This is a genomic window from Serratia symbiotica, from assembly GCF_000821185.2.
Classification (GTDB): Bacteria; Pseudomonadota; Gammaproteobacteria; order Enterobacterales; family Enterobacteriaceae; genus Serratia; species Serratia symbiotica.
This window is the reverse complement of sequence record NZ_CP050855.1, coordinates 2138622-2153971: the sequence shown is the minus strand read 5'-3', so window position 1 is coordinate 2153971 and position 15350 is coordinate 2138622. Positions and strand designations below refer to the sequence as shown.

The 15350-nt window shown below is 52.4% G+C and carries 19 protein-coding genes; 14 read left to right on the top strand and 5 right to left on the bottom strand.

Annotated features, from left to right (window positions below):
- Nucleotides 1-34: 34 nt before the first annotated feature.
- The gene (locus SYMBAF_RS10840; protein ID WP_040266681.1) at nucleotides 35-1015 is read right to left on the bottom strand and encodes a phage integrase; all 981 of its coding nucleotides are present in this window, start codon (nucleotides 1013-1015) and stop codon (nucleotides 35-37) included.
- A gap of 66 nt (nucleotides 1016-1081) precedes the next feature.
- Nucleotides 1082-1375, bottom strand: a complete 294-nt coding sequence (locus SYMBAF_RS10835; RefSeq protein ID WP_040266491.1) for a helix-turn-helix domain-containing protein — start codon at nucleotides 1373-1375, stop codon at nucleotides 1082-1084.
- 136 nt (nucleotides 1376-1511) lie between these two features.
- Here SYMBAF_RS10835 and SYMBAF_RS10830 point away from each other — a divergent pair, with 136 nt between their 5' ends.
- The 5 genes from SYMBAF_RS10830 (at nucleotide 1512) to SYMBAF_RS10810 (ending at nucleotide 2935) form a co-directional block, all read left to right on the top strand.
- Entirely contained in the window at nucleotides 1512-1793 is a 282-nt protein-coding gene (locus SYMBAF_RS10830; RefSeq protein ID WP_004956616.1) for a Cox family DNA-binding protein, read from the top strand.
- A 2-nt stretch (nucleotides 1794-1795) separates the two neighbouring features.
- Nucleotides 1796-2056, top strand: a complete 261-nt coding sequence (locus SYMBAF_RS10825; RefSeq protein WP_052447685.1) for a DUF4761 family protein — start codon at nucleotides 1796-1798, stop codon at nucleotides 2054-2056.
- Nucleotides 2046-2219 (top strand): hypothetical protein, encoded by a 174-nt coding sequence (locus SYMBAF_RS10820; RefSeq protein WP_162835911.1) that lies wholly within the window; start codon nucleotides 2046-2048, stop codon nucleotides 2217-2219. The genes SYMBAF_RS10825 and SYMBAF_RS10820 overlap by 11 nt, the downstream gene beginning before the upstream one ends.
- Before the next feature lie 12 nt (nucleotides 2220-2231).
- Nucleotides 2232-2459 carry a phage filamentation protein Fil family protein gene (locus tag SYMBAF_RS10815; protein WP_040266489.1) on the top strand — a complete coding sequence of 76 codons (228 nt, stop codon included), beginning with the start codon at nucleotides 2232-2234 and terminating at the stop codon, nucleotides 2457-2459.
- 110 nt (nucleotides 2460-2569) lie between these two features.
- Nucleotides 2570-2935 (top strand): hypothetical protein, encoded by a 366-nt coding sequence (locus SYMBAF_RS10810; protein ID WP_040266488.1) that lies wholly within the window; start codon nucleotides 2570-2572, stop codon nucleotides 2933-2935.
- Here SYMBAF_RS10810 and SYMBAF_RS10805 read toward each other — a convergent pair whose 3' ends face one another.
- Nucleotides 2936-3112 carry a hypothetical protein gene (locus SYMBAF_RS10805; RefSeq protein ID WP_160289784.1) on the bottom strand — a complete coding sequence of 59 codons (177 nt, stop codon included), beginning with the start codon at nucleotides 3110-3112 and terminating at the stop codon, nucleotides 2936-2938.
- Nucleotides 3113-3284: 172 nt separating this feature from the next.
- Between SYMBAF_RS10805 and SYMBAF_RS10800 the strand changes: the two genes are divergently transcribed.
- From SYMBAF_RS10800 to SYMBAF_RS10770, 7 genes are all read left to right on the top strand, one after another.
- Entirely contained in the window at nucleotides 3285-3677 is a 393-nt protein-coding gene (locus SYMBAF_RS10800; protein ID WP_040266486.1) for a hypothetical protein, read from the top strand.
- A 69-nt stretch (nucleotides 3678-3746) separates the two neighbouring features.
- The gene (locus tag SYMBAF_RS10795; RefSeq protein WP_052447845.1) at nucleotides 3747-4637 is read left to right on the top strand and encodes a DNA adenine methylase; all 891 of its coding nucleotides are present in this window, start codon (nucleotides 3747-3749) and stop codon (nucleotides 4635-4637) included.
- A 2-nt stretch (nucleotides 4638-4639) separates the two neighbouring features.
- On the top strand, nucleotides 4640-5662 hold the full coding sequence (locus tag SYMBAF_RS10790; protein WP_173424353.1) for a DNA cytosine methyltransferase: 1023 nt from the start codon (nucleotides 4640-4642) through the stop codon (nucleotides 5660-5662).
- Complete coding sequence (locus SYMBAF_RS10785; RefSeq protein WP_040266482.1) at nucleotides 5659-8049, top strand: replication endonuclease; 2391 nt, start codon at nucleotides 5659-5661, stop codon at nucleotides 8047-8049. The genes SYMBAF_RS10790 and SYMBAF_RS10785 overlap by 4 nt, the downstream gene beginning before the upstream one ends.
- A gap of 153 nt (nucleotides 8050-8202) precedes the next feature.
- A complete protein-coding gene (locus tag SYMBAF_RS10780; RefSeq protein ID WP_040266480.1) occupies nucleotides 8203-8898 on the top strand; it encodes a DNA adenine methylase in 696 nt (231 codons plus the stop codon).
- Between the two features lie 89 nt (nucleotides 8899-8987).
- Nucleotides 8988-9581 carry a hypothetical protein gene (locus SYMBAF_RS10775; RefSeq protein WP_040266478.1) on the top strand — a complete coding sequence of 198 codons (594 nt, stop codon included), beginning with the start codon at nucleotides 8988-8990 and terminating at the stop codon, nucleotides 9579-9581.
- 9 nt (nucleotides 9582-9590) lie between these two features.
- Nucleotides 9591-9971 (top strand): type II toxin-antitoxin system YafO family toxin, encoded by a 381-nt coding sequence (locus tag SYMBAF_RS10770; RefSeq protein WP_082027024.1) that lies wholly within the window; start codon nucleotides 9591-9593, stop codon nucleotides 9969-9971.
- A 485-nt stretch (nucleotides 9972-10456) separates the two neighbouring features.
- On the opposite strand, the gene SYMBAF_RS10765 is transcribed toward SYMBAF_RS10770, so the two are convergent.
- Nucleotides 10457-11515 carry a phage portal protein gene (locus tag SYMBAF_RS10765; RefSeq protein WP_040266476.1) on the bottom strand — a complete coding sequence of 353 codons (1059 nt, stop codon included), beginning with the start codon at nucleotides 11513-11515 and terminating at the stop codon, nucleotides 10457-10459.
- Nucleotides 11515-13245 (bottom strand): terminase large subunit domain-containing protein, encoded by a 1731-nt coding sequence (locus SYMBAF_RS10760; protein ID WP_185899904.1) that lies wholly within the window; start codon nucleotides 13243-13245, stop codon nucleotides 11515-11517. Before SYMBAF_RS10760 ends, SYMBAF_RS10765 begins: the two co-directional genes overlap by 1 nt.
- A 159-nt stretch (nucleotides 13246-13404) precedes the next feature.
- On the opposite strand from SYMBAF_RS10760, the gene SYMBAF_RS10755 reads away from it, so the two are divergent.
- Nucleotides 13405-14241 (top strand): GPO family capsid scaffolding protein, encoded by an 837-nt coding sequence (locus tag SYMBAF_RS10755; RefSeq protein ID WP_040264570.1) that lies wholly within the window; start codon nucleotides 13405-13407, stop codon nucleotides 14239-14241.
- Between the two features lie 23 nt (nucleotides 14242-14264).
- A complete protein-coding gene (locus tag SYMBAF_RS10750) occupies nucleotides 14265-15314 on the top strand; it encodes a phage major capsid protein, P2 family (protein WP_040264571.1) in 1050 nt (349 codons plus the stop codon).
- Nucleotides 15315-15350 lie beyond the last annotated feature (36 nt).

Sequence of the window (15350 nt, the reverse complement as noted above, 5' to 3'; positions counted from 1 at the left end):
CATTGCAGGTGTAGACAAGATGTAGACAACATTGTCACACCGACAGACCACCACCAAGCGGGTTTAACGTCACTGCATATTGCAAGTAATCGGGGGCAAGGTGAGCATAAACCATCGTCTGTTGTATGTTGGCGTGCCCCAGAATTTGCTGTAGCGCGATTATGTTTCCCCCGTTCATCATGAACCAGCTTGCAAAGGTGTGCCTAAGCACATGTGTGGCCTGCCCGCGTGGCAGATCGGGTTTAACCTGTTTGAGCCGTTCGCAGAAGTTTTCATAATCAACTTTGAACAGCGGCCCGGTGTCGCTGGTTTTGATCTCACCCTCCAGTTCTTCCGATATCGGAACCGTCCGTTTTTTGCCGTTTTTGGTCTTAAGGAATGTGACACGCCCATGGTTTACTTGCTCACTACGCAATGTGATGCTTTCTCCCCAACGTGCGCCAGTACTAAGGCATAATAATGCTATGCGCCGATCATCGCCGGTCAGGGTATTCAGCAACCTGCTGATCTCCGATTTTGCGAGGTAAGTCATAGCAGGCGGTGTTTCTTTCAGTGGTTCCAGACCTTTGCAGGGATTTTCCTTCCTGAATTCATCCAGCTTGATCAGCGTGCTGAACATACCTGAAAAACGGTATACATCGCGGTTGATCGTTGCTGCGCTGATCCCATCTTCCAGACGTTGGCCTCTGTGTTGTGCAATGGTGCGTTTACTCAACCTGTTAACGGTTGGATCTCCCAATGCCCTAATCGTCTTATTCAGGTGCCGCTTTTCAATCTCACCATTTTCCTGAGTCTGCCCGTACAGCAGCCACCAGGTATCTAGCAATTCACTTAAGGTGCGGCGGTCTACGCTCGCGCCCAGCCATTCTTTTTTGTCGGCGTTGGCTAGAACATAGCGTTCAAAAAGCACAGCCTCTTGTTTCTTCTCAAATCGCCTGCGGATTCGTTTTCCATTACGCCCGCGGGGCCATACATCTACTTCATATTGACCACCTTCGAGCTTCTTAATCGACATACCGAAGCCCTCCAGTGAGGTTGTCATTGTGCGCGCCTCGATCCAGCGCAAAGAAAAAATAGAGTTTTAGCCAATCTTCCGGCCGGAATGGCGTGATTTTATTTTCTCTTGCCCATCAGGGGAGAGAGGCGGAGCAATTTGCCCGGCTTGTGGTGCTGTCTTACCTGTCATTAGCCACATCGTGTATTTCTCAAATAATGGGTGTTGCGTGAGCTTAGTTAGCGTGTTCCACCCGGGTTCGTTGTAGCCGCCTTCAAGTTTTTTTAGGGTACTAATCGGTATCTCCATGATTTTGCAGAACTGAGACTGGCTAAGTCCCTCAGCTGAGCGAATGGCTTTTAATTTTTCAGCTATAAGCATTGACGTGGTTCCGAGTTGTGATCTAGTATTTGCCCATCTGGTTCATAATTCGGAACCATCTGGGCGGGTTAGGTAACTGCTAATTTAAGCAGTTGTAAGACGAACCAAGCGCATGGCGCCAAGGGGATTATGACATATGACCGAAAAAGAGTTAGAGGGATTCATTGAGGTACGTCACGCCGTGGATGCTGTGCCTTACCCAAAATTTGCCGAGTTGATCGGTAAAAAAGCGGCCACAGTGAAAAGCATGATTGAAGACGGTAAGTTACCAATCATCCCGTGGAAGAACCCGGAAAGCTTGGGTGCCCGCGCAGAAAATTGGATCTATATTCCTGAGTTCAACCGAGCGATGCGTGATGCTTACTTTAATCGCCCTAAAGAACAACGTGACGCCTGGTTGTTGTGGATAGGGCTTTAATTATGAAAAAGCGCTATTCAAAGCACGGATCACATGCAGGTAGCATTCCTGGACTGGTTCAGGTCGGCAAAAACGTTTATGTGCATACGGCTGGATTCACTATCCGTAGGTCGCCAAGAAATTTTATTAAGAGAGATAGTTATTTAATTAACAAATGGGACGATAAAGGCGGTGTCGATAATTATTATGGCCGTGATTTTACCATAGCTGAAGCAATGCGAACAATTGAAAGGCTGAAGGGTGTAAAAAGTTATGAAAATTGAAATGATTGTCGGCATTTTTATTTTTGCTGTGCTGATTGTTAATTTAATTAAGTTTCTAATCAGGCAGCGGTGTGAAAAAGTAAGACAGCAGAAATTAAAAGCGTTCTCTAAATTTAAAGCCCGCCGTGAAGAAGTAGAACGCAAGGCACGCAGGCAACTGTAACAGGTATGCGATATGAAAAGTAACGATCCATCACTTGCCAGTCTGCTTAAACAAGGCTGTCAGGTTACGCACTACCGCAATACTCGCGGCTGGATAGAATACCCTGATGGGCGTTTCTTTAAGCCAGAGCCAAATAAGGTACGGTTCATTAAAGGTATGAGTAAGCCTTTTGTTTATACGAAGAAGATAAAAAAAGGTTTATTTAATACCTTGGCAGGTTTTTTTAAAAAGCTACTGTAGTCATTAAGTAACAGAAAATCTTTTTCTACCTGTCGTCACTTTGTTAAGTGATGGCGCATTCAGTCACCAATAGCCCGCGAGAAAGCAAACTTAAAATCACGGAGATAAAAATGAAAGAAGAATACGAAGCTAGAATTAATAAAGTACTTAAACTCTTCCATACAGATAACAAGTGCGGGACACGACCTGATGCTTACTCTCTTGATCTATTAAAACATAGCCTCAACCATTTATGCTTTCTCGCAGCGTGTTCTGATGAAGTGGATGCTGAAACAATTAACGAAATTCAGGGGGTTATTGTACGCGTACATGAAGGTGATATACCCCACCACTACAAGCAATCTGATATTGGTCAGCATTCTTCAGCCGATAAAAATAAGACTCTGTGTATAAAAAGCCCGGTAGCCATAAGCATTGAATTAACCCCAGAATTATGTAAAAGCCTCCTTAATGCTATCGGAGGCTGGAACAAGTGATTAACACTCCCAAGCGCCGCCAGTATGAGGGTATTTCTCATACGCGACATGATGAATCTTATTCGCCAGATCGCGAATAGTTTCCGATACCCCATTGTTATTAGCGGGTCTGGCGTCTACGGATTCCAGTGCTTCAATGACGGAACTCAGGAGTTTAATAATTTTTTCATCTTCCAACTTTTTATTTCCTTTTGTTGGTGGGTAGTTATGCCGCTTGCTTCTTGCTGGAAGGCGGCATAACGAAATTACCACAAAACCATGCGCCGGACATGGCTAAAACCCGGCACTTATCCGAGGCATTACTTGCGAGTAGTGCGCCTGATAAGTGGTAGTGATGGGGGATAGGATTATGAGTATCGGACAAGAAAAACCAGTATCCGGGCGTCAGATGTTCCTACAGCAGCGCGCGCATTTGCAGTCGAGCATTTCAGTTTCCCGTACCAATGACACGGCGAGGCGTTTCAACCGTCTGGGCGAGACTCAGAAAAAAGCGATCATCCTGCTGGCAAACGAAGCCGCGCAGCGGTTTAAAGATCTGCCGTCGCTGACTCATTCCCATCTCACCATGCCTTTCGAACAGTTCAGCTCTCAGGACAAAGTGAGCCTGATGTTGGGCATTAAGCGCCTTGCCGAGCTGGCTTCGGCGATGCCGTGGGAGTTTCCCGATCATGCTGCGCCGCGACTTGAAATTCAGGCGTTACGCGAACCACCACCACCCGCGCCGGATGGCGCAGTCAATTAACCACTGAATGATTAACCAGTAGTCAGGCGCATCATCGCGCCGGGCTTCCTGCACCAAGGGGAAAGCAAGATGATTCGATCACTACTCAAATGGCCCGGTGGCAAAAGCCGCGTGATGCCTGAATTACTGCCGCATTTACCAAAGGCTGGTTGCCTCGTTGAGCCTTTTGTTGGCGGCGCTTCCGTGTTCCTCAATACCGATTATCGCCGCTATATCCTTGCGGATATCAACCCAGACCTGATCCGCCTTTATCGTGAGGTCAAAAGCAACCCTGAGCTGGTTATTGATCTTGCGCGCCCGCTCTTTGCGACCGGCAATTCCAAAGAGGAATACTTACAGAACCGCCGCATTTTCAACGGCACAAAAGGTCTGCTGGATGTGGCTCGCGTGGCTCTGTTTCTCTACCTCAACCGCCACGGCTACAATGGTGTGGTACGTTACAACCAGAACGGCGGTTATAACGTGCCGTTTGGCCAGCACAAAACCGCGCCTTACTTCCCGGAAGCGGAGATCCGCCAGTTTGCTGAGAAGGCCAACGACACCAAAGCTATTTTTCTGTGCAGCTCGTTTCAAAATACCCTCAAAATGATGGTTGGAACGGATGAAGCGATCTACTGCGATCCGCCGTACCTGCCAGCCAGCGAAACCGCCAATTTCACCCAATACCACACCGAGCCATTCACCGAGAAGCACCACCGCCAGTTAGCGGCTGAGCTGCTGGAAGTGAACCGCAAATATGGCGCATCGGTTGTCATTTCCAACAGTGATACCGAAACCACCCGTGAGATTTACCACCGCTTCCGCCTGCATGAAATCGACGTGCAGCGCTCCGTAAGCACTGACGCCAGCAACCGCCAGAAGGCCAAAGAGGTGATCGCTACGCTGGGCATCGTTGAGGGATGCCAAGTAGGTGGTTGCGGGAACAGTGAGAGGTGCGGGCAGTGTACTGAGGAGGCATGACCGTGACGGCTTACTACAACGAGATCGATCCCTTTGCGGCCCAATGGCTGCGTAATTTGATTGACGCCGGGCACATCGCGCCGGGCGTTGTTGATACCCGTTCTATTGAGGAAGTAACCGCAAATGACCTTAAAGGATTCACGCAATGCCACTTCTTTGCCGGGATTGGTGTCTGGTCTTACGCTCTGCGCCGTGCCGGATGGCCCGATGATCGCCCCGTCTGGACAGGTTCATGCCCCTGCCAGCCTTTCAGCGCCTGCGGAAAGCGGCAGGGAAAAGACGATGAGCGCCATCTCTTCCCCACATGGTTTCGTCTTATATCGGAGTGCCGCCCTGACGTTATCTTTGGCGAACAGGTTGCGAGCAAAGACGGCCTCGGCTGGCTCGACGATGTACGCGATCACTTGGAAAGATCGGGGTATGCCTTCGCAGGCTTCGATCTCTGCGCTGCGGGCTTCGGTGCGCCGCACATCCGGCAACGCCTCTTCTGGGTGGCCGACGCCGAACGCGAGCAATGTCAAAAACGCTTATCAGGATCCCCAGAAGGTCATAGCGAGAATGCTGGCGGGGCGGCAATCGAACCTACAGGACTTTGCCTGTCTGGCGGGCTGGAAAACTCCGACAGCAACGGACGGGAAGGGCGGATATGTGGGCGGGAGGATGCGCAACGGAAAACTATCAACGGATCGGTTGGATGTGACAGCACAATTAGCGGGTTGGCCCACTCCAACAACCCTAGACAACAATCAGGTTGCGGGGATGGGGGCCGCGGCAAACCATCCATCGAGGGGAACAACTCTGGGCGGTGCGGCACGGCTGGCCTCTCCAATGCGACTAACGGTTTCTGGCGACATGCTGACTGGCTCTTTTGCCATGATGGAAAGTGGAGGCCAGTTAAACCCGGACTTAAGCCGCTGGTTAATGGGCTTGCCGGACGCGTGGGCCAGTTGCGCGCCTACGGTAATGCCATCGTTGCGCCGGTCGCCGAAGCGTTCATAGCCTCATATCTGGACAGTGTGCAATGACCACGGTAACCCGTGGCCGTTGCGCTCCTTCTTCGCCCCCACCTTTTCCGGGTAGCCCTGTTGATACTACCCGGTATGCTTACGCATGGAATAAGCCAGGCCAGGCAATTGGCCATGATCTGTCTCCTTCTTACCGTGGTTTCGATTACCTGACGCCGGACGGCACCCGCAAGCATATTGATATCGCCAATCTGTACGAAGAGAACGAAAAGCCGGAGCGAAGCAAGCTGTTGCGCCGCCGCATCGCTTCTCTTCCGCAGTATATCCGCCGCCACTTTGCCGCGAAGCTGGACGCGCTGGACGCGAAAGACCGCAAAGCGGCAGATCACTGGCTGATTAACACCTTTGAGCGCCATGTATTAACGCGTATTGATAGCGTGAATAGCGTTTACCAGCCTGATAGCGTGATGCCTGGCATCCTTCTGACAATCCGCGATCAGCTTTTCCGTATGCTCTGGGCAGGGAAGAAAGAGTTAAAAAGACTGGCTTATACGCTTTCCGATATCTTTACGAGCGAGTTTATACGCGAGTCCGATCACCAGCTTGCGCGCACTGGCGATCCTGAGTTCGCGGCGCTTTCTGGCTATGGCCGTATTGCGTCGCTGGCGGTGCATTTGAAAATGCCGATCCCCAGTTGGACAGCGTATTGCAATGAAGAACTGGAAGCGGAGGACGCGTTACGCGCGGTTCTTCGTCTTGAATCACCACAGTGGTGGTTAAACCGCCTGCGCCGTATCCATGCCCGTTGGCGTGAGCATTTGATGATTGCAGCGGGATACGTCCAGAAAAAATCCTCCCCATACAGTAGCACCCCGTGCCTTACGGAATGGTTGGCCCAGAAAAAGGCTAACCGTGAATACCTTAAGGCTATGGAGCTGGAAGACCAGGACACGGGCGAGCGCATTTCACTTATCGATAAAGTCGCCGGTAGTGTCGCCAATCCGGCCAACCGTCGCCGCGAACTCATGACGAGAATGCGCGGATTTGAGGATCTGGCGAAGTTGGAAGGGCTGGCCGGTGACTTTTACACACTGACAGCGCCTTCCCATTACCACTCCATGCAGCATAACGGGTGCCGCAATAATAAATACTGTGGCGCGTCGCCGCGCGAAACGCAGCAATATCTTTGCAAGGTCTGGGCGAGAACCCGTGCAGCGTGGAAGAGAAAAGGGATCCGCGTCTTTGGTTTCCGCGTGGTCGAACCGCACCACGATGCAACGCCACACTGGCATTTACTTCTTTTTATGCGCCCGGAATGCGTCGAGCAGGCGCGCGAAATCTTCCGTACCTATGCCCTGAAAGAAGACGGCCACGAACCGGGAGCGCAGGAAAATCGCTTTCAGGTTGTGCCAATCGATGAAGCCCACGGCAGCGCTACCGGATATATAGCGAAATACATTTCCAAGAATATCGACGGCTTCGCGCTGGATGGCGAGAAGGACGACGAAACCGGGGAAGACCTGAAAGAAATGTCACTCCGTGTTAGCGCGTGGGCGTCGCGCTGGTCTATTCGTCAGTTTCAGCAGATCGGCGGTGCGCCGGTCACGGTATACCGCGAACTTCGCCGCCTGGGCGATCGTGAACTGGTGTTACACCCTGAACTGGAAACCGCACGGCAGGCTGCTGATGCAGGAGAATGGGATAACTACGTGTTAGCCCAGGGAGGCCCGTTGGTTGAGCGCGATAATGTGCGTATCCGTCTGAACTATGAAACCACCGAAAACGGCAATGCCTACGGCGATGACGTCCAGAGAATTACCGGTATTTACTGCCCGATGACGGGCAGCGAATCGTTGATATTCACCCGCACCACTCAATACATAATTGTGCCAAAGCACCAGAGCGTTGACGGCGTGGTCGTTGACGTTGGTTTTTCAGGCGGCAGCGCCGCCCCTTGGAGTTCTGTCAATAACTGTACGCGGGATCCCGCGACAGGTGCTGACGGTGTTAAACATGCCGCCAGCGAAGATGCAGGACTGTCGGAAATGACTGTGCCAGCTGAGGGTGTGACGGTGAATTTTGATGCGCTTTCACGGCAGGAAAAGCGAGAACTGGCGCAGCGGCTTAGTGACGATGTGCGAAGTAAGCGTAAAAAGCGGCCACCGGAACGGGAAAACGGGGCCGGGCTATCCGTGAAAGAGCAGCAGATCAGTGAATTGCTGGCGCTGCGTGGGATTGACGCAAGCACTGGAATGGTCAGATCGATAATGGCCGGTGCGTCAGTGGCGTGCGGTGATCTTGTTATGACTGTGCAGGATGGGCGGCTGGTATCGCGCAACCGCGCCGCGTCCGGGCTGGATAAGCTGCCGTCGCAGGTGATGGCGGCGAAGAAAAAGACAAGTGACCTCGTGAACAGGATGAAGGCTGCGTTTTCGGGGCGGAAGTAGGGCGCTGGCCGGAACGGTCAGCTTTGACGGTGTGGTACCGGATTCCGTCAAATACCGTCATTTCCGACTGTGTTGGCCAAACATCGAGAACCGTCATTTTTAACAGTGCTGCAGGTGGTTAGGAATGACTGTGTTAACTGAGGACGAAAGAGAATGAGCTATCTGGGAAGTAAAGCGGCAAGCGGGGTTTATCAGAAGATTATTGCTGAAATGCCTCCGCATGATACCTACATTGAAACGCACCTGGGTAGTGGTGCAGTAATGTTTCACAAACCACTTGCAGCCAGGACGATAGGAATTGATGTCGATGAAAATGCTTTTAAATTAACGCGGGATCGCTGGTCAGAGATGGGGGAAACTCCGCCTCGGTTGCATCTATATCACGGTGATGCTGTAGGATTTCTGGAAAGAGAAGACTTTACTCAACATGGCCGAGTGCTTGTTTATTCCGATCCTCCCTATCTGCCAGAAACGCGCACCAGTCGCGCCCGCTACCGTCATGAATATACCGTAGTCGATCATGAACGCCTGTTAGCCTGCCTCATAAGCCTGCCAGAAAACGTCAGCGTGATTTTGTCTGGCTATCCGTCGCGGCTCTATGACGAAACGTTAGCGGGCTGGCGCAGTAAAGAATTTCAGGCCATGACGCGCGGCGGCGTGCGAACAGAAAAAATCTGGATGAACTACCCGGAAGGGCGCGCGTATTCCCACGCGTTTGCCGGGAAAGACTACAATGATCGGCATCGTATAAAGCGCAAAGTTGAGCGCTGGCGCGCGAAATATGCGGCTTTGCCGCCTGCTGAGCGTCTGGCGATTATGGTGGCGCTCAATGAGGTTGACGCGGACTAGTTCCGCCGCAAGGATAATCCGTTTCAGCGGGTGATTTTTTGCGCTATCATTCCGGCAGTGGTTCACGATTATTTGCAGGAAAGGCAATTATGAGCAGTAAAAAAAATAAAATATCATCTATGGCCGCAGCGCTGGCGGTGGCACTTGCCCCTGTTCCTGCCAGTAGCATTGTGCATCATGACGTATCAATCTCCCGGCATAGTACTTCGACGCTATCCCTCCAGGACGTAAAGGATTCTGTGGCATACCTTCCTATTGATGAGGCCACCAGTTATATGCTTAACCTGGCTGACAGGATGAAGACACACAGGGCAAACCTTCGCATCGAATGGGAAGAAAAGCAGATCCCTATTATTCTGAAAAATCACAAAAAAGAGACTCAGGAAGGGTTTGAAAGCCTTTTCCGTCATATTGCGGTCTGTGCAAGTTTTGTCGAGGCTGCAAGGGTTGCGCTGAAAAGCGTACCTGAAAGTAACGCGGAACTGAGAAAAGAGATTGTCGCTTTTGCTCGTTCCGCTGCGACGCTTCGCTATACGATTGAAGATATTTTATCCTTCATTGAAAGCACGCATGTGCCGAAGAAAACTTCAGATGCTGATCTGGGTGTTACCGCCGATCAGGTTCATGCACTTATCCGCAGTGAACATAAAAAGCTGGGCCTTGAAGATCCAACGTTCCATTAAGGCAGGGCCATGATTAAAGTCTCTGTCCACAACGATATAGAACTCCCCGCAGTTGCTCGTAAATATGCACATGCTTTGCAGTCATGGAAGAACGGCGGATCTTTACCCTCAGTCTTTGGCAACGAAGGGCAGTGGGAAGATAGCGGGCGTCTTCGTGATTCTTTTGTTTTTAAGATCCATATTCGTTTACCTGATGAAAAGTCGTGGCCTGCAAAACTACCTGCCGCCTCACGTAAATCAAACAGTTATCTTGTTTACTCCCGCCATTTCTTATATCCAGATAAGTATCAGCTAATCAGCATTATGACACCCAATGCGCATGAGTTAGCCCGTACATCCTATATGGCAGAAATTGAGCGCAGAGCAGAAGAGTTCCAATCTTCTTTTTGAGTTTTGCGACGACTATCTATCAATCCCTTACTAATCTGAAAAGCTGCCTTTGAAGGCGGCTTTTCTTTCTTCCTGGTCTTCTTTCTCTGTTGCACAATAGTGCACAAATTTGCACAATTTTTTTGATGCTGTTTATGCCCTTTCCGCCCTTTGGCGGCGAGGGCTGGCCCCGGATCGGCAAATGCACAAAAAACGAAGCGAATGTCGCGCGCAGGTGACGGGGGAACAGCCCACGCGACGGAGGGTCGGGAGAGGATGCCTTTAATTACCATTCTTCGGCCTTTTCCGCCTTCTCCGCGCGTTTTCTCGCTTCTGGATGTGTTCGGGGGGCGATTGCAAATAGCGCCTGCCAGAATGGCGCTCATGTGCTCTGAGTGAGAAGGGTTAAAGATCGTACTGAGTGCTGATCAGGTGGTGGCCGGTCATGCGGGGATTGAAAATTACTGAAGGAGAACCGCCGCAGGATGTGCAGCGGGTGGATCGGGTTACTCGTCTTTGAGTAGAGCGTAGGGGTTAAAGCGGATCACTTCCTGACCGAGCCAGTCATTGACGCCCTTCATGGCTTCCATCACGGGTAACATTTCGTTGATGGCGAAGACGCGCGCGGCCTTCTCAACATCACCGAGTGAGCCGTTGCCTTCCGGCATTGCGCCCATAAGCTGCGGCGGGATGCGGTGAGCGTCGCGCAAATCGTTGCGCGTTGCTGATTTGATGTTAAGAAACTCATCCTTTGCCGATATCTGGCTGAACGGCAACAGTTGCACGCCGTCTTTGCCGCCACCCGGCGCGTGGATCAGCACGTTTTTGAAGGAGCCTTTCCCTCTGGCCTGTGATAGCGTTTTTTGCACCACCTTTATGCTTTCCTGATCCACCTTCTCCGAACCGACATAGAGAATACATCCGGCATGGGAGCCGTTGTCGTAATAGAGTTTGCGGAACTTATCGGCGGAATGTGACAGGCTGGCGGACAGCAGCGCACCCATATATTCCGGCATACCGTAGATTTCCTGATGAATGTCCGGGTTCATGATGTGGCAGACCTGACCCGCCTTGAACTCGTATTCATCTTTCCACTGTCGGATAAACCAGTAGGTATCAAGGTCGCTCCCGCGTCGCGTGTTCAGAGCCGGAACATGCTGGAGTCTGAGCGGAGCGCCCAGGAGATTAGAGCGACGTTCAAGATAGGCATTTCCGAAGACAAACCAGTCCAGCGCAAACGCAGAGAAGGCCTGACGTGATAGTAAGGGGTGAGGAATATAGCATCCGGTCAGCACATTGCGTTTGAAGTAAAGCGCCGACTGATGCAGCGGGGATTGTGCGAACGCACGGGTTAACCCTTTACAGTCTATTGGCGTCTCGTAGTACCGGCCGTTATCGACGCAGCACATGCTATCCAGCAGATCATAGCCGTCTGTTACCGAATATGGCCCGTCAAACGTGAAGGCGCTGAGCGCCGGATCGCTTCTGAGCGCGTCAGAGATATCTGGCTGTCCGGCCCTGCCACTGCTGGCAGTGTGTTTGTTTTTGTAGGTGCGCTTCTTCATCAGAACTCCATAGCAAACCCGCCGCTGCCACTCTCCTGGCCCAGCGGTTCGTTAATAATGGCGAGCATATTCGCCCAGGCTAAATCCCCGTGGCTGACGCCGCGCGAGCGGTCAGTGTCATAGGTGATGAATCCGCCTGGCGTCTTTACCTTGCGAACAGAGTTAAAGGCGTTGATCAGGGCGCGCTCACTGCGGTCATATTCCCAGCGGCCGGCGCGGATCAACTGGAGCATTTTCAGCACCAGGGCGCGCTTTGACGTCATTGACATGGTGTAGGGCATCGCCATCGGGAAAAACTTCTTCACTATCTGGTAAACGGCCTCACCGTTACCGCCCGTCACGTCGATGCCGATATGCTGCACGTTGTATTTGAAGGTGAAGTTTTCGATAACTTTCGCCTGCTCTTCAAACTCAAGGCCGCGCACCTGTTCCGTTTCCACCGTGCGGAATTTACCCCCTGGTACCAGTGGCGGCACCACAACGCAAATCGCGCCGCTGTCACCGTTGCCGCTGCTGCCGTTGGCGTCATAACCTATCCATACCGGGCGATTACCCATCGGCCTGGACGCGAAAGGTTTCCAGTCCGGCCATTCGTCGTAGCCATCTGCGCCGCAGCCAATCAGGGCGTTAAGGTTGAAGGCTGACTCGCCATCGCGAACGAACTCGCACATGTAAAGGTTGCGGAATTCATCCTCACTGTTTTCGTCCCGTATCTCTTCAAGGTCGGTGTACTCCCAGCCGTGTTCGATAACGTCTTTTAGCGTGACAATCTGACGCCAGGTTTTATCCGGGCATAACAGCCCGCTGTTCAGCGTTTTCCAGCCCACATCAAACGCTTTGCGCTGTGCCTTCGGGCGTTTCTCATTCCAGCGATCACCCGTCCAGAACGGATAAGCCTCGTGGGTCTCACCTGACGGCGTGGAAAAATAAGTACGCGTCAGCCCTTTTAGCGTCGCCATCGCCCCCGCAACCTTTCGCAGGTTGGTGAAGTTGCTGACCCAGAAGAATTCGTCAAACCTCAGGTTGCCCGTATATGACTGCGCCGTTGCAGCGGATGTGCCGAGGAAATGCAGCTCTGCGCCGTTACTGAGTACGATTTTGTCGCCGCCCTTCAGTTCAATATCCACTTCTTCCGCCACCTTCTGAATGAACCCTCTGAACTGGTGAGCCTGACGGCGAGATGCAGACAGAAATATCTGGTTGCGCTGGTACGGGTATTTCACATCATCACGCAGCGCATCCAGCAACGCCTCGCGTGCAAAGTACCAGGTTGCACCAATCTGGCGGGACTTCAGTATCATGCGGTTTCGGAGGTGACGTTGCTCATACCAGCCGCGTTGATGCCACGAAAGGGAATCAAGTATTTTCTCCCGCAGCGCGACGATCTGTTCTTCGGTGAAGTGGTTTTTCAGCTTGCGCTTGCGCGGTTTTATACCCGCGCCAGCCCCTGCCGGTTGTCCGTCAGACAGCTTTTTCAGTTGCCGGGTCAGCAGGTCAATTTCCTTGAAGTCTCCCCCGGTTTTGTCTTTCTTGTCCGTAAGCTGGATGAGGCGGGCATCCATAGACTGGCTGACGCGCTGGACGGGGGGCGTTTCATCCCATTCATCGCGTTTCTTCCAGGCGTAAATTGTGTTCTGATTGATTCCCATAAGGCGTGCGATCTCCGCTGGCGGGTAGCCCTGCCAGTAAAGTTGTTTTGCCCTCTGACGTACAAAAGCGTCCTGTATCATCTGCCCTCCACCGTTTATGGAGTGAAGATTACCCCGCGCGCGATCCCGCTATCGCCCCCTTTATTGTCTGGCCTTCCTCTGACAACAAAACCTCGTTGAGACAGCAAGTTACGCTCTGCCATCATGGCCGTACAGAAACCACTCAACAGGATTATCGACATGGCTAGCGCAGCTAAACCAGCCCGTAAGAAATTCCGCGTTGCCGTCTCTGGTGCCACCGTTGACGGGCGTGAAATTCGCCCTGAGCACCTTCGTGATGCAGCAGCAAACTACAGTCCGGACGTGTACGGCGCACGCGTCAACGTGGAGCACTATCTTTCGCCGTTCCCCGGTAGTGATTTCGGCGCAATGGGTGATGTGACAGCACTGAGTGCTGAAGATATCAGCGAAGGCCCGCTCGCCGGTCGCACAGCTCTTTACGCCGAGATCGAACCTTCTGAACGTATGAAGAAGCTGACGGAAGAAGGTAAGAAAATTTACTCCAGCATTGAGCTGCACCCGCAGTTTGCTCTTAACGGCAAGGCTTATGTGATGGGACTAGCGATGACCGATTCCCCGGCAAGCCTCGGCACTGAGCGCCTGAAGTTTGCCGCGCAGCAGCGTCAGCAGGTTATGTCATTCAACAATCAGCAGGGTGAAGCCCCGCTGTTCACCGATGCCATTGAGGCAGAAATTATCGAACTGGCAGAGCAGCGCAGCGATGAAGGTAATCAGTGGTTCGGGCGCGTCATGGGGATCATCGGCAAAGGCCGTAAATCTGACGGTGAACAGTTCAACCAGGTGCGTGACGCCGTGGAGAACGTCGCTCAGTCCCATGCCGATCTGCTGGACAGCTTTAACGACCTGAGTCGCGCCCGTGAGCAGGACAGCCAGGCAATCCAGAAGCTGACCTCCGACCTTGCCGCGCTGACCAGCAAGCTGGGAAGCACAGACGCCAATTTCAGCCAGCGGGAACCCGCGAGCGGTGGCGCTAACGCGCAACTGGCTGATTACTGATATTCACAAAGAGAGCAGAGAACATGGATAACAATACCCGCCAGCTATTTGATCAGTACATCGCCCGGCAGGCACAGCTCAACGGCGTATCAACCGCAGCTGTTGCTGCAAAATTTGCCGTAGATCCGACACGTCAGCAGCGACTTGAGCAGGCCGCACAGCAGGATGATTCTTTCCTGAGCAAAATTAACGTGTTTGGCGTCAACCAGCAGATCGGTCAGAAAGTCCTGATCGGCAGCAAAGGCCCGATGGCTGGCGTAAACAACAGCGTCACCAGTCGCCGCAACCCAGGCTCAAATCATTCCATGGAGCCGTTCGACTACATGTGCCGCAAGGTCAACTATGACTACGGCATCAGCTATGAACAGCTTGATGCGTGGGCGCACATGCCGGAGTTCCAGCCGCTGATCAGCAAGGCAATGGCCCGCCAGATGTCGCTTGACCGCATCATGATTGGCTTTAACGGCGTTAAGTACAGCGACCCATCTGACCGTGCCGCTAACCCGCTATTGCAGGACTGTGGTATTGGCTGGCTTGAAAAAATCCGCCAGGAAGCGCCGCACCGCGTCATTTCCAATGTGACGATCACTTCGCGCGATGAAGATAACAAGGTTGTAGCAAAAGGCACCTACGGCAACATTGGCGCTGCGTTGTACGACGCCAAAAACAGCCTGATGGATGAATGGCACAAGCGTAACCCGGATAACGTGGTGATCCTGGCGGGTGACCTGCTGACGAGCAGCAATTTCTCGGCCATCAACGCATTAAGCCAGACCAACCCAAATACCGAAATGCTGGCCGGTCAGTTGATTGTCGCGCAGGAGCGCGTAGGCAACATGCCGACCTTTATCGCGCCTTACTTCCCGGTGAAAGGCGTGCTGATCACGCCGTTCAAAAACCTGTCGGTGTACTACCAGCGTGGCGGTCTGCGTCGGACGATCAAAGAAGAGCCGGAATACAACCGCATCGCAACGTATCAGTCTTCAAACGATGACTTCGTCATTGAAGACTACGGCAATGTTGCGTTCATTGACGGCATTCAGTTCGCCCAGGCCGAACCGGCAGGCGAGTGACAGAAGCGGCGGGGCATTGCCCCGTCATGACGGGGA